The following is a 20,828-nucleotide window of genomic DNA, read 5'->3' as shown; positions in this document are numbered from 1 at the left end:
CGGCCGGCCGACCGGTTTGGAGCCTCCTACAGGGGTCCGCGGGCGCGGTGCGCGGTCAGATGCGGCGGCGGGCCTTGCGGGCGCGACGGACCACGGCGGCGGCGCCGAGCAGGGCGACCGTGGCCCCGGCGGCTCCGGCGGCGGTGGCGTCCTTGCGGCCGAGACGGCGTCCCGCGAGCGTGTGGCGGCCCTCGACCTCTTCGAGGAGGGCGCCGAGCACCTCCTCGTTCGTCCACTTCGGCCGCCATCCCGCATCGTGCAGCCGGCTGACGCTGACCACCCAGGGGTGCATCGTGTACGCCAGGTCGCCCGCCGGGGACGGGGTGAGGCCGATCCGGTGCAGCCGGGCGGCGGCCCCGAGCGCGACGGCGGAGGGCAGCTCCATCCGGCGTACGCCGGTGAGCTCCTCGACCTCCTCCTGCTCCAGCCAGCCGTCGCAGCCGACCGCGAACTCGCCGTCGATCTTCTCCAGGGCGGCGTACTCCAGCGCCGTGACCAGGTCCTCGACATGGCAGAACTGCCAGGTGGGGCGTGATCCGGCGACGACCAGGAGGCGCGGGGACTCGAAGTAGCGGGTCAGGGCGGTGTCGGTGCCGCCGACCAGGACGGTGGGGCGTACGACGGTGACGTTGAGCCCGGGGTGGGCGCGCGGGGCCCGGCGGCCGAGCCGTTCGATCTCCAGGAGGTCGCCGACGCCGGTGGCCTCGGCGGTGGCGCGCAGCTCCGCGTCCTCGGAGAGCGGCACGTCGTTGTCGGCGAGTGCCCCGTAGACCATCGCGGACGTGCACAGCACGACCCGGTGGACCCCGACGGCGGCCGCGGCCGTGAGCACGGTCTGGGTGCCGCGTACGTTGTACGCGGTGCGGGCGGCCGGGTCGGTCTCCAGATCGAGGTCGAGGGCCAGGTGCACGACGACGTCCGCGCCGCGCAGCTTCTCGGCGATCGCCGGGTCCCGTACGTCCAGGATGTGCCAGGTCGCCTCGGAGACCTCACCGCGCCGCTCGTCGATCGCGATGACCTGCTTGATCGCGTCGGATGCGGCGAGGTGGGCGGTCAGCAGTTCGCCGATGCCGGTGGCGGCGCCGGTGACGGCGACCACGGGACCCCGGTTTCCGGGGGACCTGGGGCGTTTCTCTTCGGGTGTGCTCTCGGGCGAGGGGTCGGTCAGGTTTCGCGCTGCGCGAACCTGCGGATCTGGGGAACTCACCGGGCGTCTCCAGCGGTTGTCTTCAGTACGTACCCGAATGACGCGTACGTACCAGGTGGCGTCCATCCTGCCGCAGGCCGGGAGTCGGCGGAGCACTGAGGCCCGAAGCGGGCGTGGTGTCTACGCTGGATGGTGATGTCGGGCAGTCGCCGTCGGTTCGAGCCGGCGGCCCTACGAGCCGAGGAAACCCGTGAGTGACACCCCATTCGGATTCGGCCTTCCGCCGGAGGAGCCGGAGAACGGCGACGAGGGCAAGAAGAAGGACCCCACCGAAGGTGGGCAGAGCGCGGGCGGGATGGGAAACCCGTTCGGTTTCGGGCCGGGGGCGGGCGGGGACAACCCGTTCGCCGCAATGTTCGGCTCGATGAATCCGAACGATCTCGGTGCGGCCTTCCAGCAGCTCGGCCAGATGCTGAGCTACGAGGGCGGTCCCGTGAACTGGGACATGGCCAAGCAGATCGCCCGCCAGACGGTGTCGCAGGGCACCCCGGACGGCACGAAGGACGCCAGCGTCGGCCCGTCCGAGCGGACGGCGGTCGACGAGGCGCTGCGCCTGGCGGACCTCTGGCTGGACGGTGTGACGTCGATGCCCTCCGGTTCGGTCTCCACCGTGGCGTGGAGCCGCGCGGAGTGGGTCGAGGCGACGCTGCCGGCCTGGCAGCAGCTGGTCGACCCGGTGGCCGAGCGGGTGGGCCTGGCGATGGGCGACGTGCTGCCCGAGGAGATGCAGGCCATGGCGGGCCCGCTGATCGGCATGATGCGGTCCATGGGCGGCGCCATGTTCGGCCAGCAGATCGGGCAGGCCGTGGGCACGCTGGCCGGTGAGGTGGTCGGTTCCACCGACATCGGGCTGCCGCTCGGTCCTGCGGGCAAGGTCGCGCTCCTCCCGCTGAACGTGGAGCGGTTCGGCAAGGACCTCAGCGTTCCGCAGGACGAGGTCCGGCTGTATCTGGCCCTGCGCGAGGCGGCTCACCAGCGGCTCTTCGCCCATGTGCCGTGGCTGCGGTCGCATCTGTTCGGTGCCGTCGAAGCGTATGCGCGCGGCATCAAGGTCGACACCAGCAAGCTGGAGGACGTCGTCGGCCAGTTCGACCCCTCGCAGCCGGAGCAGTTGCAGGACGCCCTTCAGCAGGGCATGTTCCAGCCCGAGGACACGCCCGAGCAGAAGGCGTCCCTGGCCCGTCTGGAGACGGCTCTCGCGCTGGTGGAGGGCTGGGTGGACGCGGTGGTCCACGAGGCCGCGAAGTCCCGGCTGACCTCGTCCGACGCGCTGCGCGAGACGATGCGCAGGCGTCGCGCCTCCGGTGGACCGGCCGAGCAGACGTTCGCCACGCTCATCGGTCTCCAGCTGCGCCCGCGCCGGCTGCGGGACGCCTCGCGCCTATGGGCCTCGCTCACGGACGCCCGGGGTCTGGAGGGCCGGGACGCGCTCTGGGCCCACCCGGACATGCTGCCGACCGCCCACGACCTGGACGACCCGGACGGCTTCGTCCACCACGAGCAGGCCGACTTCTCCGAGCTGGACAAGATGCTCGGCGAGGCGGCGAAGGGCCCGCAGAAGCCCGCCGAGAGCGATGACGGCAAGGAAGACGGCAAGGGCGGCCCCGAGCAGTGAGCCTGTACGAAGACGCCGTCCTCGTACTGAAGGGGTACGCCCACGAGGGCCCTTCCGGGCACCTCGAAGGCACGCACAGTGACCAGGCGGAGCTGCGACAGGCCTACCTGGACCACCTGGCACGCCACGACGACGGCATGTGGAAGGCGTGCGGCGCCGGGCATGTGACGGCCAGCGCCCTGGTGATCGACCCGGAGCGGGGCAAGGTTCTGCTGACCCTGCACCGGAAGCTCCGGATGTGGCTCCAGATGGGCGGCCACTGCGAGGAGCGGGACGCCACCCTGGAGGCGGCGGCGCTCCGGGAGGCGACGGAGGAGTCCGGTATCGCGGGGCTCACCCTGCTGTCCGGCGGACCGGTCCGGCTGGACCGGCACCCGATTCCGTCCCCCTGCAACTGGCACCTCGATGTGCAGTACGCCGCGCTGGCCCCGGCCGGGGCGGCGGAGCGGATCAGCGAGGAGTCCCTGGAGCTGCGCTGGTTCGGCTACGAGGAGGTGCCCGACGTGGCCGACGCCTCGGTCGTCCGGTTGCTGGAGGCGACGCGGGCCCGGCTGTAGCGGCGGGCCGCAGGCGATGTGCGTAAGGGGCGGCCTCCGGGAGGCCGCCCCTTATCGCTGTGGTCCGCCGGACCCGCGCGGTGCCGGTCAGTTCCAGGCGTTGTTCTGGTTCTGGCCGTGGGAGCCCTGCTGGCCCATGCCGAACTGGGCACGGGCGCCCTGGCCGATCTGGGCGTTCTGCGGAGGCATGACCTCGCTCGGCTGGACCAGGGCGAAGCCCTGACCGAGGAAGCTCAGCTCCCAGCCCTCCCCCGTGTTGCCCCGACGCCTGAAGACGCCGGAGGAGTGCGTCTGGGCCTGCATCTGCACCCGCAGGGAGCTGGACCAGGCGACGATCGCGTCCGCGTCGACGTTGACGTACTTCTCGGGCGTGACCTGCATCATCAGCGGCTGGCCCGAGGTCATGAGGGCGACCTTGCCCGCGCCGGAGATGTTGAGCTGGTACTTGCCGCTGCCGGAGATGCCGTACTGGCTGTCGACCGCGATGACCTCGGTGTGCAGCGAGGAGTCGAGCGCGAGGACGTAGGAGCTGTCCACCGTCATCCCCTCGCGGTCGACGTCCACGACGTGGATGTACTGCGCGAGGTTGGCGAGGTAGACGGTGCCCTGGCCGGACACGCGCATCAGGTCGAGGCCCTCGCCGGTGCGCGCGCGGGCGTTGCGCTGGCTCCGCGACTGGTATTCCCCGTCGAAGTCCATCAGGCCCTGGTAGGCGACCATCGCGCCCTTGCGGGCGAGGATGTCGTCGTGCCCGGTCAGCGAGACCCGCAGGAGCTGCGGGTTCTGGATGGCGTACCGGTCCTGGGTCTGCTGCTCGGTGTAGCTGAAAAGCGGACTCTGCATGATGTGTTCTCCCTCCCCGTCAGTTCCGGATCCGCAGGCGGTCCGTGCTGTCCTCGCTCGGCTGGACGACGACGATGCCCTGGCCGGAGAAGGCCATCTGGTACGCCTCACCGCTGCCGCGTCCGATCAGTGAGCCCGCCTTGAAGCTGCGCTTGCCCTTCACCTTGAGGTTCGGGGACCAGGCGACGAGCGCGTCCGGGTCGACGTACGTCTCGTCCTCGCCGCGTCCGCAGTCGACGACGATCGGGGTGCCCCGGGAGGTGATGGCGACCCATCCGGTGCCCTGGACGACGACGTTCCACAGGCCCTGTCCGGCGAACTTGGCGAGCCCCTTGACCTTCTCGACGCCCCAGGTGAGGTGGGCGTCGAAGGCGAGGAGGTTGGTGCCGTTGACGGAGATGGAGTCGTTGTTGAGGTTGATGACGACCACGTCGGCGCCGTAGTCGGCGAGGTAGAGCAGCCCGTCGCCGGAGCACTTCATGACGGGCGCGCCCTCGCCGGTGATCCACTGGGAGGCGATCTGCCGGGCAGCGGGCGGGTTGGGTTCGTACTGGATGAAGCCCTCGTACGCGACCATCGAGCCGGTGCGTGCGAAGAGATCCTGCCCCGAGGCCATGGCGACCTTGAGCATGGTCCTGCCGTGGTTCTCCATCCGGGCCGTGACGGGGGTCGGGGCGAAGCCCGCGAGTTGCTGGTTCATGACGGGCTCCCTCAGACCTCGTAGGGCTGGACGACGATGAAGTTGCCGGGGGCTCCCCGGAACTGGAGGTTCACGGTCTCGCCGCTGTGTCCGGGGTACGCGTTGCGGCGCAGCCGGACCTGGCTGGAGACGATCACCTGGGAGGCGGCCGACCAGGCGACGACCGCGTTGCAGTCGGCGAAGGTGGTGGGCGTGACCGGCAGGACGACCGGGGTGCCGTGGGTCTTCACCACCACGGTGCCGGTGCCCTGGAACAGCATGGTGAACAGCGCGCCGCCGGGGATGCCGTGGCCCTCGACCCTGCGCACCTCGTACTGGAGGGACTCGTCGAAGGCGAGGACGTTCTCGGCGGAGACGCAGATGCCGTCGCCCTGCAGCTCGACCGGGTGCAGGTGCGAGCCCTCCTCGGCGAGGAAGACCTGCCCGCGACCGGTGCAGCGCATCAGCTGCATCTCCTGGCCGGTGGCGTTGCCCACGGCGCGGCCGACGAATCCGGCGCTCTTGTAGCCGAAGTCCACCTTGCCCTGATACATCACCATGCTGCCCTGGCGGGCCAGGACTCCGGCTCCGCCCATGGTCAGGTCGACCCGCATGAGCTGCTGGTTCTGCGGGGTCCAGCGCTGCCCGGTCGCGGTCTCCTTGTAGGGCTGGAGGGCCGCTTGAAGACCCGCGCCCGTGGCCGGCACGCCCTGGGGCACACCCTGCGGGGCGCCCGGGGGCATGGAGCCGGGGGGCTGCTGACCGTACGGGGCCGGCGCGGGCTGACCGTAGGGAGCGGGGACCTGCTGGCCGAAGGGGGCGGCGGGCGGCGCGGCCTGGCCCGGGACCTGGCCGAACTGCGGCTGCTGCGGCTGGCCGTACGGGGACGGGGCCTGCGGGGCATGAGGTGCCAGCGGGGCGGCGATCGTCGGCGCCGTGTGCACCGGCTGCGGCGCGGGCGGCGGCGTGGGCGCGGACGGGGCACCGAAGGACGGGGCGGGCTGCGGGGCCTGGGGCACGGACGGGGCGGCTGGCGCGCCGAAGGCCGGAGGCGCGGCGGCCTGGGCCGGCGGAGCGAAGCCCGGGGCGGCTGCCGCCGGGGCGGACGGCGCCTCCTCCTCGGCGACCTCGCCGCCGAAGTTCTTCAGGAGCGCGTCGAGACCGCCGTCGAAGCCCTGGCCGACGGCGGCGAAACGCCAGACGTCCTTCAGATAGAAGTCGCCGAGCATCACCGCGCGCTCGGTGGTGAACTCCGATCCGGTGAAGGAGTAGCGCACCACTTCCTCGCCGCCCGCGACGATCCGGATGTACCCCGGGCCGATCTGGGACATCTGCCCGGCGCCGTCGAGCGTCGCGGTGAAGGAGAGCTTCTGGATCGCTGCCGGGATGCGGTCGAGCGTGACGCGGAAGGACTCGGTGTCACCGGACTGCGCGCCCAGGAGCTGGATGGATTCCTCGGGCGATTTCGGCTGGTTGAAGAAGATGAAGTACCGGTCGTCGGAGAGCTGCTCGTTGGCGTCCAGGCCGAAGCAGCTGATGTCGAAAGTCAGCCCCGGAGCGGCGATCTGTACGCCTACGTACAGATCCGTCCCTGCCGTGAGATCACTGATCTTGGCCTTGTGGCCGCGTTGGAATTCCCTGGCCATGCGTAACGACCGTCCCCCATCCCGAAGGTAAATGCGTCGCGTCAGGCTAACCGCAAACAACGAGATCGGACCAAGCCGGTACACACCCGGTACAGAATCGACGAACGCGAATGACCTCGGATCACTCGTCGCCGTCGGCGGGCGGCTGCGGCAGCCGCTCGGCCGCCACCACGCCCTCCAGGAACCCCCGGGCGCGCTCGGTGCGCGGATACGCCTCCAGCAGCCGCCAGAACCCCGGGCCGTGTCCGGGGACGAGCAGATGCGCCAGTTCGTGGAGGAGCACGTAGTCGACGACGTACTCCGGCATTCCCTGAAGCCGGTGCGAGAGTCTGACGCTGCCCTCGGCGGGGGTGCATGAGCCCCAGCGGGTGTTCTGGTTGGTCACCCAGCGCACCGAGGCGGGCCTGGCGCGACCGTCGAAGTACTGGGCGGACAGCCGGGCGGCACGTTCCGTGAGCTCGGTGTCGCCCAGGTGGCGCTTGCTCTCCTGGGCAGCGAGCTTGTCCAGCATCACGCCGACCCAGCGCCGCTCCTCCGCCTGCGACATCCGGGCGGGGATGAGCACGATGGTGCGGTCGCCCTCGCGGTAGGCGGAGACCGACTTCCTGCGCCGGGTGCTCCGGCGGACCTCGACCGCGCTCGTCGCCGAAGCGCGGGCCGGATGGGCTGCCGCGCTGCGCTGATGGCTTCCGGCGCTGCGCGCGGGGGTCTCCCCGGCGGAGCCGTACGAAGGGTCGGCGGGCACGCCACGACGTTACCCGCTGTCCGGGAAAGAAGTCCCGCCCCGGGAGTGGCACGACCACGATCCCCGGGTTATCCGATGAACAGCCCGCACCTGTGGACAACTCCGCGCACGGTTCGCGGCGGGCCCGCATTCTGGCGGTGGTCCTGCGGAAAGAGCGGAATGAACCCGAAGCTCCGCGGATCAGCAGGACCGCGGGCGCACCCGTGCCCGCGGCATTTCCCGGGGGGAGAAGTCGTGTATCCGATGCTGAAGCCCGCACTGCGTCGCGCCTGGCGCGGACGGAACACCGTGCAGTTCGGTGTGACACCCGCACATGCCGTGACGCTCGGACCGGTGGACATCGCCACGGGGAGTTTCCTGGAACTGCTCGACGGCACGCGCGGACTGCCGCTGCTGTACGAGGAGGCGCGCGCCCTGGACCTGTCGGAACATCACGTGGACGTTCTGCTGGCCCGGTTGACGGAGGCCGGGCTCCTCGACGACCCGAGGTCAGCGGGTCCGGAAGCCGATGTGCTGCGCCGTCGTGCCGAAGTGATGGACCGCCAGCGTCCCGACGTGGCTTCGCTGTCGGTCGTACGTCCCGAGCCGGGCGGCGGGCTGCGCCGGATGGAGGCCCGGCGGGCGATGCGGGTCCAGGTGCGGGGTGCGGGCCGGGTCGGGGCGTCCATCGCCTCCGTGCTCTCCGGTGCGGGGGTGGGGCATGTGGAGGTGCTCGACGGGGGCCGGGCCGAGCCCTGGGACGTGGCGCCCGGGGGTCTCCCCGCGGCGTCCGTGGGGGAACGGCGCGATGTGGCGGCCCGTCGGCTCGTCCGCCGTTCGGCGCCGGGGCCCGGCCCGGCGGAGAAGACCGGGGAGCGCGGCCTGTCCCTGATCGTCGTCGCTCCCCGGGACGGCCTCGCGGTGTACGCACCGGTCACGGACACCGCGGGTCCCTGGATCGCCTCGGGCACTCCTCATCTCTACGCGGGCGTGATCGAGGCCACCGGAGTGGTCGGGCCGCTCGTCCTCCCCGGGGGCACCGGATGCGCGGGGTGCCTGGAGCTGCACCGCGCGGACCGGGATCCGCAGTGGCCCCGGATGCTGGCCCAGTGGCGTTCCGGACGGCGGGGAGCGGTGCCCGCCTGCGATCTGGGGCTCGCCACGGCGGTCGCCGGTCTGGCAGCGGCGCATGCCCTGGCGTTCCTGGACGGGGATCTCCCCGCCTGTACCGGAACCCGCTGGGAGGCCGCTCTTCCCCTGCTGGACTGGCGGTCCGAGCAGGTCGGCCCGCATGCGGACTGCTCCTGCGGGGCCGCCGGGGGCGCTGGAGGGGCGGGGGCCTTCGGTGGCGTTCCGGCGCAGGACACAATGGCGGGGTGACCGTCGGCGCCGGGGTGACACCGGAGGCCCGAGCGGCACGGCAGTCTGGGAACTGGAGGGGCACATGTCTGATCTTCCCCGGAAGGCGGTTACGCGTACGGCCAAGCTGGCCGCGCTTCCGCTCGGCTTCGCCGGCCGTGCCACCTGGGGTCTGGGCAAGCGGATCGGCGGGAAGTCGGCCGAGCTGGTCGCCCGTGAGGTGCAGCAGCGCACGGCGGACCAGTTGTTCAAGACCCTGGGTGAGCTGAAGGGCGGGGCCATGAAGCTGGGCCAGGCCCTCTCGGTCTTCGAGTCGGCGCTCCCCGAGGAGATCGCCGGCCCCTACCGGGCCGCGCTGACCAAGCTCCAGGAGGCCGCGCCGCCGCTCCCCGCGCGCACGGTCCACGGGGTGCTCGCGGAACGGATCGGGGAGGACTGGCGGGAGTACTTCCTGGAGTTCGAGGACACCCCGGCGGCTGCCGCCTCGATCGGGCAGGTGCACCGTGCGGTGTGGCACGACGGCCGCGTCGTCGCGGTGAAGGTGCAGTATCCCGGGGCGGGCGAGGCGCTGCTCTCCGACCTCGCCCAGCTCAGCCGCTTCGCCCGGCTGCTCGGTCCGCTGGTCCCGGGGGTGGACATCAAGCCGTTGATCAAGGAGCTGCGCGACCGGGTGTCGGAGGAGCTGGACTACGAGCTGGAGGCGCAGGCGCAGCGGGAGCACGCGGCGGAGTTCGCGGACGACCCGGATGTGGTGATCCCCCAGGTGGTGCACCAGGCCGACCAGGTGCTGGTGACGGAGTGGATCGACGGGATCCCGCTGTCCGAGGTCATCGTGGAGGGTACGGCGGAGCAGCGGGACCGCGCGGGGCAGCTGCTGGCCCGCTTCCTCTTCTCCGGTCCGGCCCGCACCGGGCTGCTGCACGCCGACCCGCACCCGGGGAACTTCCGGCTGCTGCCCCCGGACCAGGACGCGGAGCATCCGGAGCCGGAGGACACCCTGGCCGGTTCGTGGCGGCTGGGAGTGCTGGACTTCGGCACGGTCGACCGGCTTCCGGGCGGGCTGCCGCGGACCATCGGCGACTCCTTGAGGATGGCGATGGAGGGCGACGCGGCCGGGGTGTACGAGCTGCTGCGCGAAGAGAACTTCGTGAAGGAGTCGATCGACCTGGACCCGGACGAGGTCCTCGACTACCTGCTTCCGATGATCGAGCCCACGCAGGCGGAGGAGTTCGTCTTCACCCGTGGCTGGATCCGTGACCAGGCGGCCCGGGTGGCGGACCCGCGCTCCCCCGCCCATCAGCTCGGCCGGCAGCTGAACCTCCCCCCGTCCTATGTCCTCATACACCGGGTGACGCTCAGCACGATCGGGGTGCTGTGCCAGCTCGGCGCGACGGTCCGGATGCGTGAAGAGCTGGAGGAGTGGCTGCCGGGGTTCCTCGCCGAGGCGACCGAGGCGACCGAGGCAGCCGAGGCACCGAAGAAAAAGGGCGAGCCGGAGGGGGAGACGGTCCAGGTGTAGGCGGGCCGAGGGGCTCCGGGGTTCACCACCAGAGTGAGTCGAGGCGGCTCTCGATCGCACGGATGTGAAGGCGGGCGCAGCTCTCGCAGAAGTGGAGACGGCGCCCGTCCTCCACGGAGCTGAGCCAGGTCACGGGGATGGTGCCGCCTTCGGCGGTGGTGCCGCACCGGGCGCACACCACGCTTCCCGCGGCGGGCCGTTCGGGCTGTTCCGGATTCTCGGACTGCTCAGGGGGCTCGGTCTCCTCGTCCACCTCCTGACGATATCCCCGTGGCCGGACGGCCGACAGCGCAAACGCCCCGGGGGGCCGTCCGTGTCCGGACGGCCCCCCGGGGCGTGATGGCTACGCAGGCCAGTGCATGACCGCCAGTACATGGCAGATCGGTACATGGCAGATCAGTGCATGACCGCCATGGCCAGCGCGCGGCGGGCGCGCAGCGAGGCGCGCTCCGCTCGGCGCTGCATCCGGCGGGCGGCGAGCAGGCGGGCCGACTGGCGGTCCTCCTGGGCCTCCCGCAGGCGGTCGTGCATATGCGCACGTGCCAGGGCTTCTGGGATGAGTTGCATTTCGCGGGTCCTGTTCTTGCGCGAGTCGTTCGCGCCGCTGATGGTGACGTCGGGGGTGGCGGAGCCGACGGGCTCCTTCGTGGGGGTGATCATCGGTGCCTGATTCCGGGGGTCATGTGTGTAGGGGCGGTCGATCGTTCCGAGGCGCAGACTGCGGGTGGGGGCGGGGACCCCACAGGTCGCGGTCACGCTGCGACCGGGTTCTTGCGCGGACGGCCACGCGGACGCTTGCGGGCCACGACGACACCCTGGACGAAGAGCTCGCCGCCCCAGACACCCCACGGCTCGCGGCGGTCCTTCGCGCCGGCGAGGCAGGCCTCGACGAGCGGGCAGGTGCGGCAGAGGGACTTGGCGTACTCGACGTCGGCGGGCGACTCGGCGAAGAAGACCTCCGGGTCGTAGGAGCGGCACGGGACGGGGACACCGAGGTTCTCGATGGCGTCGTCGAGCGCGGTGAGCGTGGTGAGCGGGGTCAAGGTGGAGTCCTCCGTGGAGCCGGGCGGCGAGTTCGGGGTGGAGAGCGGTACTGACGGGGCGTGCGTTTCGATGTGCACGGTGGGTGGTGTCCTCGTCTGGTCGTGCCGGCCGGTTGGCCGGTTGGCTGCTGGTACCAGGTCCTGCTGGTCCCGAGGCTCCTTCGTTCCGTTCCGTCCGTTCGGACAAAACAAAAGGGCCGCGGATCCCGAGTGGGGTTCCGCGGCCCTGAAGGCGCCGGCCTGATGCTGGATCAGGCTGGATCGCTCCAGGGTTCAGGCCCACGGAAGGCCCACATCGTGTGGTGCTTCATCTGCGTCTGCGTCTTGACTCCGGCACCGGCTGCCGCAAAGGCATAGGCCTGGGCCTGCGCTGCCTTCACTACTGCTGCCGCCGATGCCTCGATCGGTCGCTCATTGCGCTCCCGCGTCACGGGGAGGCTCGCCGGAGACAGCGGACGGGCGGCAGAAATGCCGGACAGACCGGTGGCGTGGAGCGAGGCAGCCGCGGAGCGGGTGAGGCCGAGCGAGCAGGCGGAGACGACCGAAAGATCGGTCATTTTCTGGGTTTCGATGATGCTGATCACTTCAATCGCCTCCTCTCGGCGTCTCATGGGACCGGCCGGGGCCGGTCCTGCGTATGCGGATAAGTACAGCTAAGTACAGCACGGAGCCAGGGCTTCAGAGAAGTCGCTGTTCCCGTGGTTAAGAACCTATGGTGACGACTGGTGCGCGCGCAAACTATTTTCTGGACGAGTTTTTCTCAGGTCGTGCCGGGGCCCTCGTCGGGCCCGTCACCAACCGTCTCACCTGCGCAGATGGCCAGAACGTCGGCGCCGAAGCGGCCCAACTTCCGGTTGCCGACACCGGCGATGACGACCAGCTCGCCCTCGGTGGACGGCACGGCCTCGGCGATCGCCATGAGGGTCTTCTCGGTGAAGACGCAGTAGTCGGGCTGGCCGAGCAGGGCCGCCTGGCCGGCGCGCCACTCGTGGAGCCGCTCGTACAGTCCCTCGTCCATGTCCGAAGGACACTCCTCGCAGCGCATCAGCTTCATCTCGCCCGCGTCGGTGAGCGTCCGGCCGCAGACCCGGCAGCGCACCGGGCTTCTGGGCTTGCGTTCGACGGCCGGGGCCCGCCCGGTGGTCGCGGCCCGCCCGGTGCCCCGGTCGATCCCACCGCCCCCACCGACACCGCCCCGCGCACCGGACCCCGTCGAGCCCGGCCGCAGCCCGTTCAGGAAGCGGGTCGGCTTGCGGCCTCCCCGGCCGCCCGGGGACCGGGTCAGCGCCCAGGAGAGCGAGAGGTGGACGCGGGCGCGGGTGATCCCGACGTACAGCAGGCGCCGCTCCTCCTCGACCTGCTCGTCGGTCTTGGCGTAGGCGATCGGCATCATGCCCTCGGTCAGTCCGACCAGGAACACGGCGTCCCATTCGAGGCCCTTGGCGGCGTGCAGCGATGCCAGCGTCACTCCCTGGACCGTCGGGGCGTGCTGGGCGGCCGCCCGTTCGTCGAGCTCGCGGACCAGGTCGGTCAGGGTCGCCCCCGGTTTCGCCGTCTCGAAGTCCTCGGCGAGGCGCACCAGCGCGGCCAGCGACTCCCAGCGGTCGCGCACGGAGCCCGATCCTGCGGGCGGGCGGGTGGTCCAGCCCTTGGTGGAGAGCACCGCCCGCACCTGGGAGGCCAGGTCCTCCGCGCCGTCGAGGAGGGAGTCGTTGCGCCCGGCGCGGGCCGCGCCGCGCAGGGCGATGCCCGCCTCTCGGACCTCGGCCCGCTCGAAGAACCGCTCGGCGCCGCGCAGCTGATAGGGCACCCCGGCGTCCGCGAGGGCCTGCTCGTAGACCTCGGACTGGGAGTTGACCCGGTAGAGCACGGCGATCTCGCCGGCCGGCACGCCCGCGGCGATGAGGTCGCGGATGCGCCGGGCGGTGGACTCGGCCTCGCCGGGCTCGTCCCCGTACTCCGTGTAGACCGGCTCGGGGCCCTTGCCGCGCTGCGAGACCAGCTCCAGGCGGTGGTCGGCGGCCTTGCCGTGGGCCTGGCTCAGCAGGCCGTTGGCGAGGTGGACGACCTGCGGGGTGGAGCGGTAGTCCCGGACCAGCTTGACGACGGTCGCCCCGGGGTGGCGGGTGCGGAAGTTCAGCAGGTGGTCAGGGGTGGCCCCGGTGAAGGAGTAGATCGTCTGGCTGGCGTCGCCGACGACGCAGAGATTGTCCCGGTCGCCGACCCAGAGGTCGAGCAGCCGCTGCTGGAGCGGGCTCACGTCCTGGTACTCGTCGACGACGAAGTGCTGGTACTGGCCGCGCACGTGGTCGGCGATGTCTCCCCGGTCCTGGAGGATGCCGACCATCAGCAGCAGCACGTCCTCGAAGTCGATCACCGAGCGGTCGCGCTTGAGCTGTTCGTACGCGGAGTAGATCTGGGAGAGCACCGCCGGGTCCCGGGGGGCGTCCCGCTGGGCCTTGGCGACGGCCGCCGCGTAGTCGGCGGGGACGGTCTGGGTGACCTTGGCCCACTCGATCTCGCTGGTGACGTCCCGCAGCTCGCTGCGGTCGAGCCGGAGCTCGCAGCGGGCGGCGGCCTCGGCGACGAGCTGCACCTTCCGCTCCAGCAGCCGGGGCAGCTCGCCACCGACTGCTTTCGGCCAGAAATACTGGAGCTGCCGGAGCGCGGCGGAGTGGAAGGTCCGCGCCTGGACGCCGGTCGCGCCGAGCTGACGGAGGCGGCCGCGCATCTCTCCGGCGGCCCGGTTGGTGAACGTGACGGCAAGGACCGTGGCGGGCTGGAGGATGCCCGCCCGCACCCCGTACGCGATGCGGTGGGTGATCGCGCGGGTCTTGCCCGTACCGGCTCCGGCCAGCACGCACACCGGTCCGTGCAGGGCGAGCGCCACCTCGCGCTGCTCGGGGTCGAGCCCGTCGAGCACGGCGTCCGGGGTCTCGGGTACCTGCGGGAAGAGGGTGGAGTGCGTTGCTGCTGTCACCCCGCCATGCTGCCAGGTACCCGGGGGCGGATGCGGCGGTCGTCCACAGGTGTGAGCTGTTTGTCGTACCGGGGCGGGAGGTGCGGGGCCGGTCACCGGGGCCGCACCGGCGTCGCGGGAATGGTGGCCACCTCCCGTGCGTTCCTTAACCTTGCGGGAGCGCTGCGGTGAGCGGCCGGTCCGCAGGTGACGCTGCCGGCCGCGCAGCGGTACGGACGAGACGAAGGAGCGCCAGCGACATGGCGGGCACTGTGACGATGTACAGCACCACCTGGTGCGGCTACTGCCGTCGGCTGAAGAGCCAGATGGACCGCGAGGGCATCGCGTACAACGAGGTCAACATCGAGCACGACCCGGAGTCCGCCGCGTTCGTCGAGAAGGCGAATGGCGGAAACCAGACGGTCCCCACCTTGCTGATCGTGGCCCCCTCGGGCACCGAGTCGGTCATGACGAACCCCTCGCTCGCCCAGGTGAAGCAGGCGCTCGCCGCCTGATCCGGCGGAGAGACGACCGCCTGTCGCGCGTACCACTGCCCCCGGCACCGCCGGGGGCAGTCGTGTGTCCGGGGGCGCGGACGTCGACGGACCTCAGGCGGTCCGCTTCACCGCGCCCGGTTTCGGGAGCGGCTTGCCGTACCAGAGCTCGATCAGGCGGGACGCGATGGAGATGCCGAACGGGGGCATGATCTCGCCGGACTCGAAGGCGGCGGTGAGGTCCTCGCGGGAGAACCAGCGGGCCTCCTCGATCTCCTCGCCGTCGACGTTGATGTCGAAGGAGGTGGCCCGCGCCATGAAGCCGAGCATCAGGCTGGAGGGGAACGGCCACGGCTGGCTGGCGACGTACTCGACCTCGCCGACCGTGATCCCGGCCTCCTCGTAGACCTCACGGGCCACGGACTGCTCGATCGACTCACCCGGCTCGACGAACCCGGCGAGGGTGGAGAAGCGGCCCTCCGGCCAGTGCACCTGGCGGCCGAGCAGCGCCCGGTCCTGGTCGTCGGTGACCAGCATGATGACCGCCGGGTCGGTACGCGGGTAGTGCTCGGCCCCACACGCCTGGCAGCGGCGGATGTGCCCGGCCGCCGCGATGACGGTGCGTTCGCCGCAGCGGGAGCAGAAGCGGTGGAGCCGCTGCCAGTTCTCCAGGGCGACGGCGTGCACCATCAGCCCCGCGTCCCGGGGGCCGAGGAGCAGGCCCGCCTCGCGGAGTCCGGCCGGGCGGGCCGACTGGTCCATGCGGCCGGGCAGCGAGTCCTTCTGGAGCGCGAAGTAGCTGACGCCGTCCTCGTCGGTGCCGAGGAAGTACCGGTGGGTCTCGGTGACCGGGGCCTCGAAGGCCGGGGTCATGACGATCTCGGTGCCCCCGTCGGGGGTGTCGTCGATCAGCACCTGACCGCCGGAGACGACGAAGACGCGGGTCGTCGGGTGGCTCCACGCCACGGCCAGCCACGCCTCGTCGAGACGGTGGTGTGCCGCGCGGTCGATGCCGCTCGGCGCGGTGAGGCCGATCGGGCGGTCTGCGGTGGCGTTGTCGAAGGTGCTCACAGGTGCTTCCTACTCCCCCTGGGTGGATCGGGTGTACGGAGGTGGGGCGGGGTTCATCGGCCGAGGTTCACCGGCCGAGCGCCTTGGCCAGTTCGCCCCACAGGTGGGCGGTCGTCTCCACGCCCTTGAGAAGCAGGTCCAGCTCGACCTTCTCGTCGGGGGCGTGCCAGCCGTCGGAGGGTACGGAGATACCGAGGAAGAGGACGGGGGCGCCGAGCACGTCCCTGAGGTCGGCGGCCGGGCCCGAGCCTCCCTCGCGGGTGAAGAGGATCTTCTTCCCGAAGGCCCGGCCCATCGCGCGGGCCACGGCCTGCAGGGCGGGGTGGTCCAGCGGGGTCAGACAGGGGCGGGTGGCGGGCTGGAAGGCGATGGTGTGCCGGATGCCCGCCGGGATGCGGGACTCCACCCAGGCGCGGACGGTCTTCTGTACGTCGTCGGGGTCCTGGCCGTCGACCAGCCGGAAGCTGATCTTCACCAGGGCGGACGAGGGGATGATCGTCTTGCTTCCGGCGCCCTGGTAGCCGCCGCCGATGCCGTTGACCTCGGCGGTGGGGCGGGCCCAGACGCGCTCCAGCGTGGAGTACCCGGCCTCGCCGGACGCGGCGCCCGACTTGGCGGTGCGCAGCCAGGTCGCCTCGTCGAAGGGCAGCTCGGCGAAGAGGGCCCGCTCGGCGTCGGTGAGGTCGGTGACCCCGTCGTAGAAGCCGGGGATCGCGACCTTGCCGTCCTCGTCGTGGAGGGCGGCGACCAGCCGGGCGATCTCGGTGGCCGGGTTGGGAACGGCTCCGCCGAACGATCCGGAGTGGATGTCCTGGGCGGGCCCGTACAGCTGGATCTCGCACTCGGCGAGGCCGCGCATGCCGGTGCAGACGGTCGGGGTGTCCTCGTCCCACATGCCGGTGTCCGAGACGATCACCGCGTCGGCGGCGAGCCGCTCCGCGTGCTGTTCGGCCAGGGCGCGGAAGTTCGGCGAGCCGGACTCCTCCTCGCCCTCGATCAGCAGCTTGAGGTTGACGGCGGGGGTGGTGCGGCCGGTCGCGGCGAGGTGGGCGCGGACGCCCAGGGTGTGGAAGAACACCTGGCCCTTGTCGTCGGCCGCGCCGCGACCGTACATCCGGCCGTCCCGGATCACCGGCTCGAACGGGTCGGTCGCCCAGCCGTCCTCGCGGGCGGCGGGCTGGACGTCGTGGTGGCCGTAGACCAGGACGGTCGGGGCGCCGGGGTCCTCGCTCGGCCACTCGGCGAAGACCGCCGGGGCGCCGGGGGTATCCCAGATCTCGGCGACCGGGAAGCCGGTCTCCTTGAGCTTGTCGCTCAGCCACACGGCGCTGCGCCGTACGTCCCCGTCGTGCTCCGGCTGCGCGGACACGGAGGGGATGCGCAGCCACTCGGCGAGGTCGTCGAGGAAGGCGGCGCGGTGCTGCTCGGTGTACGTACGGACGACGCTGTCCGGGGTCTCGCTCATGCTCTTGAGCCTATCCGCCATCGGGGTCCGGCTCGTCCAGCAGGATCCGCTCCAGCTCCGCCCGGCCGGGCAGCCCCTGCGGATGGACGGTCTCGCCCGTGCGTACGTAGAGGAACGTGGCGGTGACCGCGTCGAGCGGCAGATCGTGCAGCTCGGCCCAGGCCAGCCGGTAGACGGCGAGCTGGAGCGGGTCGGCGGTGCGGTGGCGGGTGGTCTTCCAGTCGACGATCTCGTAGGTGTCGCCCGTGCGGTAGACGGCGTCGATCCGGCCCCGGATCACGCGGCCCGCCAGGGTGATCTGGAAGGGGGTCTCCACCCGGTACGGGGTGCGCCGGGCGTACGCCGTGCGCTCGAACGCCTCCTTCAGCTCGGCGAGGTCCCGCTCGTCGGCGATCTCGGCGTCGCTCTCGTCGCCGCCGGGCAGCTCGTCGGGGCCCAGCAGGGGCAGCGGCAGCTCCTCGTACCGGGACTCGACCCAGGCGTGGAACCGGGTGCCCCGGCGGGCGGCGGGCTGCGGGGGGCGGGGCATGGGGCGGGCCAGCTCGCGGGCGAAGGCGTCGGGGTCCTCGGCCAGGCGCAGCAGCTGGGTGGCGGAGAGGGCGGCGGGGATGACCACCTCGCGCACGGTGGCGCGGGCGCGGCGCAGCTCTCCGGCGAGGGAGTCCAGGTCCCGGTCCCAGGAGGCGAGGGTGCGGGCCTCCTCGGGGGTGAGCCGGTCGGCCGGTTCGGTGGTTTCCGGGGCGTGGCGGGCGGCCGGATCCTCCTGCGGGTGGCGGGCGGCCGGGATGTGGGGGGGCGGCCCGGTGTGCGGGGCCGGCTCGGAGGCCGTGTCCGGTGCGGCCTCGGTGTGTGGGGGCGGCTCGGAGGCCGTGTCCACCGGGTCCGGTTCGGTCTCCCACGGGCCCGGGGGGCGTTCGGTGGGGAGCGCGTCCCAGTCCCAGTCCTCGTCGGCCGGGGGCTCGTCGAGCGGAGGCTCGTCGTCCCAGGGTTCGTGCGCCGGTACGTCGCCGGGTCCGGGGGCGTACGCCGGTGCCTGCTCGTCCCCCCGGACGGCCATGCGCTCCAGGTGGGCCAGGACCGTGTCCCGGGCGGCGCGGCGGCGGGCCAGGGCGTCGGCGTCGAGCGGGAGCGGCCAGGCCAGGTCGGCGTCGCGCTCCGCGAGGGCCGGGTTCTCCTCGTCCTCGGCGGGCTCGTCCGCCCAGGCCTCGATCTCGCCGTGGCCCGCCGCGCAGTGCTCGTACAGCGCCTCCAGGAAGGCGGAAGGGCCGCGCGTCCGCTTCTGGGACGGGCCCCACCAGTGGCCGGAGCCGAGGAGCAGGGAGCGGGGGCGGGTGAAGGTGACGTAGCCGAGGCGCAGTTCCTCCGTGTGCTGGTGCTCCTTCATCTCCTCCTTGAACGCCTTGATCCCCTTGGCGTCGAAGCTGTCGAGGGCCGGGAGCGTCGCCGCGTCGCCGCGCAGGGCGTGTGGGAGCACCTTGGCCTGGGCGGTCCAGGCGTCCCGGGACTGGCCGCTGGGGAACTGGCCCGTGACCAGTCCGGGGACGGCGACGACGTCCCACTCCAGCCCCTTGGACTTGTGGGCGGTGAGGACCTTGACGGTGTTCTCGCCGCCGGGCAGCGCGTTGTCGAGGCCCTTCTCGTACTGCGCGGCGGTGCGCAGGAAGCCGAGGAAGGCGAGCAGCGACGCCTCTCCGTCCAGCGAGGCGAACCGGGCCGCTGTGTCGAGGAAGTTGGCCAGGGTCTCGCGGCGGCGAGCGGCCAGCGCCTGCGGGGACGCGGACAGCTCGACCTCCAGACCGGTGGTGGCCAGGACCCGGTGCAGGACGTCCATCAGGGGGTCCGCGAGCGAGCGGCGCAGGTCGCGCAACTCCCGGGCGAGGCGGGCGAAGCGGACGCGGGCCTCGGCGGAGAACGGCAGCCCGTCGTCGGCCGCGTCCCCCGCGACCAGGAAGGTGTCCAGCGCGTCCGCGAGCGATATCACCTCGGCCGGGTCCGTGCCCTCGACGGCCTCCGCGAGCCGCTGGTCCGCGTCGGCCTCGTCCGCGTGGCCGGCCCGGTGGACGAGAAGGCGGGCGCGGCGGCCGAGGAGCGCGAGGTCACGGGGGCCGATGCGCCAGCGCGGTCCGGTCAGCAGCCGGACCAGGGATGCGTTGGCCCCCGGGTCCTGGAGGACCTCGCAGACGGCCACCAGGTCCGCGACCTCGGGCAGGTGGAGCAGTCCGGCGAGGCCGACGACCTCGACCGGGATGTCCCGGGCGACCAGGGCCGCCTGGATCTCGGGGAAGTCCCCGGCGGTGCGGCACAGGACGGCGATCTCGCCGGGCGGGGTGCCGGTGCGGACGAGGTGGGCGAGGGAGTCGGCGAGCCAGTCGACCTCCTCGGTGTGCGTGTTCAGGAGGGCGCAGCGGACCACGCCGTCGCGTTCGGCGCCCGGCGCGGGGCGCAGCGCCTCGACGCCCTCGTGCATCGCGCGCAGCGGCTCGGCGAGGCCGTTGGCGAGCTGGAGGAGACGTCCGCCGCTGCGCCGGTTCTCGCTGAGGCTGTAGCGGGTGGCGGGGGTGCCGTCGGCGTGCGGGAAGTGCTCGGGGAAGTCGTCGAGGTTGGCGACGGACGCGCCGCGCCAGCCGTAGATCGCCTGGCAGGGGTCGCCCACGGCGGTCACCGCGTGGCCGGTGGGAGCCGCGTGGCCGGTGGGAGCCGCGTGGCCGGTGGGAGCCGCCTGGCCGGTGGGAGCCGCGTGGTCGGCCACCCCCGGCTCCGTACCACCGCTGCCGCCTCTGCCGAACAGCGCCGAGAGCAGCAGCCGCTGCGCCACCGACGTGTCCTGGTACTCGTCGAGAAGAACGACCCGGAACTCCTCGCGCAGGATCCTCCCGACCTCCGGCCGGGTCAGGGCCAGCTCGGCGGAGAGCGCGATCTGGTCGCCGAAGTCCAGCAGGTCCCGGCTGCGCTTGGCGGCCCGGTAGCGCTCGGTGAGGCCGAGGAGCGAGCGGCGGGCCTCGGCGGCCTCGGGGATCTTGCGCAGGTCGGCGTTGCTGAGCTTGGCGGTGGCCAGCTCGTGCAGCAGCTCGGTGTCGTACGTCTCCAGCGTCCCCGGCCGTACGAGGTGTTCGGACAGCTCCCCGTCGAGCGCGAGCAGATCGCTGACCAGGGTGGAGAAGGACCGGGTGAGCGCCGGATACGGGCCCGGGGCCTCGCGCAGCACCTTGGCCGCCAGCTGGTAGCGGGTGGCGTCGGCGAGGAGGCGGGTGGAGGGCTCCAGGCCGATGCGCAGGCCGTGCTCGGTGAGGAGGCGGCCGGCGAACGCGTGGTAGGTGGAGATGGTGGGCTCGCCCGGGGGGTTGTCCGGGTCGATGACGTCGGGGTCGGTGACCCCGGCGGCGATCAGCGCCTTGCGGACGCGCTCGGCCAGCTCGCCCGCCGCCTTGTTGGTGAAGGTGAGGCCGAGGACCTGCTCGGGCGCGACCTGTCCGGTGCCCACCAGCCAGACCACGCGGGCGGCCATCACCGTGGTCTTGCCCGACCCGGCTCCGGCCACGATCACCTGCGGGGCGGGCGGCGCGACGATGCAGGCCGTCTGCTCCGGGGTGAACGGAATCCCGAGGAGCTCCTTGAGCTGCTCGGGATCGGTGATGCGTGGGGACACC

The 20,828-nt window shown here is 72.2% G+C and carries 18 protein-coding genes; 5 read left to right on the top strand and 13 right to left on the bottom strand.

What is annotated here, in order from left to right:
- Positions 1-55 precede the first annotated feature (55 nt).
- The gene (locus WQO_RS23880) at positions 56-1,207 is read right to left on the bottom strand and encodes an SDR family oxidoreductase (protein ID WP_029182374.1); all 1,152 of its coding nucleotides are present in this window, start codon (positions 1,205-1,207) and stop codon (positions 56-58) included.
- A gap of 190 nt (positions 1,208-1,397) precedes the next feature.
- Between WQO_RS23880 and WQO_RS23875 the strand changes: the two genes are divergently transcribed.
- Both WQO_RS23875 and WQO_RS23870 read left to right on the top strand, forming a co-directional pair.
- Positions 1,398-2,822 carry a zinc-dependent metalloprotease gene (locus tag WQO_RS23875; RefSeq protein ID WP_010061567.1) on the top strand — a complete coding sequence of 475 codons (1,425 nt, stop codon included), beginning with the start codon at positions 1,398-1,400 and terminating at the stop codon, positions 2,820-2,822.
- Positions 2,819-3,379 carry an NUDIX hydrolase gene (locus tag WQO_RS23870; protein WP_010061568.1) on the top strand — a complete coding sequence of 187 codons (561 nt, stop codon included), beginning with the start codon at positions 2,819-2,821 and terminating at the stop codon, positions 3,377-3,379. The genes WQO_RS23875 and WQO_RS23870 overlap by 4 nt, the downstream gene beginning before the upstream one ends.
- A gap of 87 nt (positions 3,380-3,466) precedes the next feature.
- On the opposite strand, the gene WQO_RS23865 is transcribed toward WQO_RS23870, so the two are convergent.
- The 4 genes from WQO_RS23865 to WQO_RS23850 all read right to left on the bottom strand — a co-directional run bounded on the left by WQO_RS23865 (position 3,467) and on the right by WQO_RS23850 (position 7,292).
- Positions 3,467-4,222: an AIM24 family protein gene (locus WQO_RS23865; protein WP_010061569.1), complete on the bottom strand. Its 756-nt coding sequence runs from the start codon at positions 4,220-4,222 to the stop codon at positions 3,467-3,469.
- 19 nt (positions 4,223-4,241) lie between these two features.
- Positions 4,242-4,922 carry an AIM24 family protein gene (locus WQO_RS23860; protein ID WP_010061571.1) on the bottom strand — a complete coding sequence of 227 codons (681 nt, stop codon included), beginning with the start codon at positions 4,920-4,922 and terminating at the stop codon, positions 4,242-4,244.
- A gap of 11 nt (positions 4,923-4,933) precedes the next feature.
- Entirely contained in the window at positions 4,934-6,547 is a 1,614-nt protein-coding gene (locus WQO_RS23855) for a TerD family protein (protein ID WP_010061572.1), read from the bottom strand.
- Positions 6,548-6,668: 121 nt separating this feature from the next.
- Entirely contained in the window at positions 6,669-7,292 is a 624-nt protein-coding gene (locus WQO_RS23850; protein WP_010061573.1) for a M48 metallopeptidase family protein, read from the bottom strand.
- A gap of 234 nt (positions 7,293-7,526) precedes the next feature.
- On the opposite strand from WQO_RS23850, the gene WQO_RS23845 reads away from it, so the two are divergent.
- Positions 7,527-8,651, top strand: a complete 1,125-nt coding sequence (locus tag WQO_RS23845; protein ID WP_029182375.1) for a ThiF family adenylyltransferase — start codon at positions 7,527-7,529, stop codon at positions 8,649-8,651.
- A gap of 64 nt (positions 8,652-8,715) precedes the next feature.
- Positions 8,716-10,149 (top strand): ABC1 kinase family protein, encoded by a 1,434-nt coding sequence (locus WQO_RS23840; RefSeq protein WP_010061575.1) that lies wholly within the window; start codon positions 8,716-8,718, stop codon positions 10,147-10,149.
- A gap of 22 nt (positions 10,150-10,171) precedes the next feature.
- On the opposite strand, the gene WQO_RS23835 is transcribed toward WQO_RS23840, so the two are convergent.
- From WQO_RS23835 to WQO_RS23815, 5 genes are all read right to left on the bottom strand, one after another.
- Positions 10,172-10,402: a hypothetical protein gene (locus tag WQO_RS23835; protein ID WP_010061576.1), complete on the bottom strand. Its 231-nt coding sequence runs from the start codon at positions 10,400-10,402 to the stop codon at positions 10,172-10,174.
- 143 nt (positions 10,403-10,545) lie between these two features.
- On the bottom strand, positions 10,546-10,905 hold the full coding sequence (locus tag WQO_RS23830) for a hypothetical protein (protein WP_029182376.1): 360 nt from the start codon (positions 10,903-10,905) through the stop codon (positions 10,546-10,548).
- Positions 10,902-11,270, bottom strand: a complete 369-nt coding sequence (locus WQO_RS23825) for a WhiB family transcriptional regulator (protein WP_010061578.1) — start codon at positions 11,268-11,270, stop codon at positions 10,902-10,904. The genes WQO_RS23830 and WQO_RS23825 overlap by 4 nt, the downstream gene beginning before the upstream one ends.
- 173 nt (positions 11,271-11,443) lie before the next feature.
- The gene (locus WQO_RS23820) at positions 11,444-11,776 is read right to left on the bottom strand and encodes a hypothetical protein (RefSeq protein ID WP_010061580.1); all 333 of its coding nucleotides are present in this window, start codon (positions 11,774-11,776) and stop codon (positions 11,444-11,446) included.
- Positions 11,777-11,952: 176 nt separating this feature from the next.
- Positions 11,953-14,172, bottom strand: coding sequence for an ATP-dependent DNA helicase UvrD2 (locus WQO_RS23815; protein ID WP_010061581.1), 2,220 nt, complete (start codon positions 14,170-14,172; stop codon positions 11,953-11,955).
- A gap of 239 nt (positions 14,173-14,411) precedes the next feature.
- Between WQO_RS23815 and WQO_RS23810 the strand changes: the two genes are divergently transcribed.
- On the top strand, positions 14,412-14,666 hold the full coding sequence (locus tag WQO_RS23810; RefSeq protein ID WP_006127421.1) for a glutaredoxin domain-containing protein: 255 nt from the start codon (positions 14,412-14,414) through the stop codon (positions 14,664-14,666).
- Positions 14,667-14,759: 93 nt separating this feature from the next.
- Here the strand turns inward: WQO_RS23810 and nudC are convergent, their stop codons facing one another.
- The 3 genes from nudC to WQO_RS23795 form a co-directional block, all read right to left on the bottom strand.
- On the bottom strand, positions 14,760-15,716 hold the full coding sequence (gene nudC / locus WQO_RS23805) for an NAD(+) diphosphatase (RefSeq protein WP_010061582.1): 957 nt from the start codon (positions 15,714-15,716) through the stop codon (positions 14,760-14,762).
- A 67-nt stretch (positions 15,717-15,783) separates the two neighbouring features.
- Positions 15,784-17,181, bottom strand: a complete 1,398-nt coding sequence (locus WQO_RS23800) for a dipeptidase (protein ID WP_010061583.1) — start codon at positions 17,179-17,181, stop codon at positions 15,784-15,786.
- 10 nt (positions 17,182-17,191) lie between these two features.
- Positions 17,192-20,827 (bottom strand): ATP-dependent DNA helicase, encoded by a 3,636-nt coding sequence (locus WQO_RS23795; RefSeq protein ID WP_058954080.1) that lies wholly within the window; start codon positions 20,825-20,827, stop codon positions 17,192-17,194.
- Between the last annotated feature and the right edge of the window lies 1 nt (position 20,828).

Source organism: Streptomyces globisporus C-1027, from assembly GCF_000261345.2.
Taxonomy (GTDB): domain Bacteria; phylum Actinomycetota; class Actinomycetes; order Streptomycetales; family Streptomycetaceae; genus Streptomyces; species Streptomyces pakalii.
The sequence above is the reverse complement of the archived record's forward strand: the minus strand, read 5'-3'. Positions and strand labels throughout refer to the sequence as shown.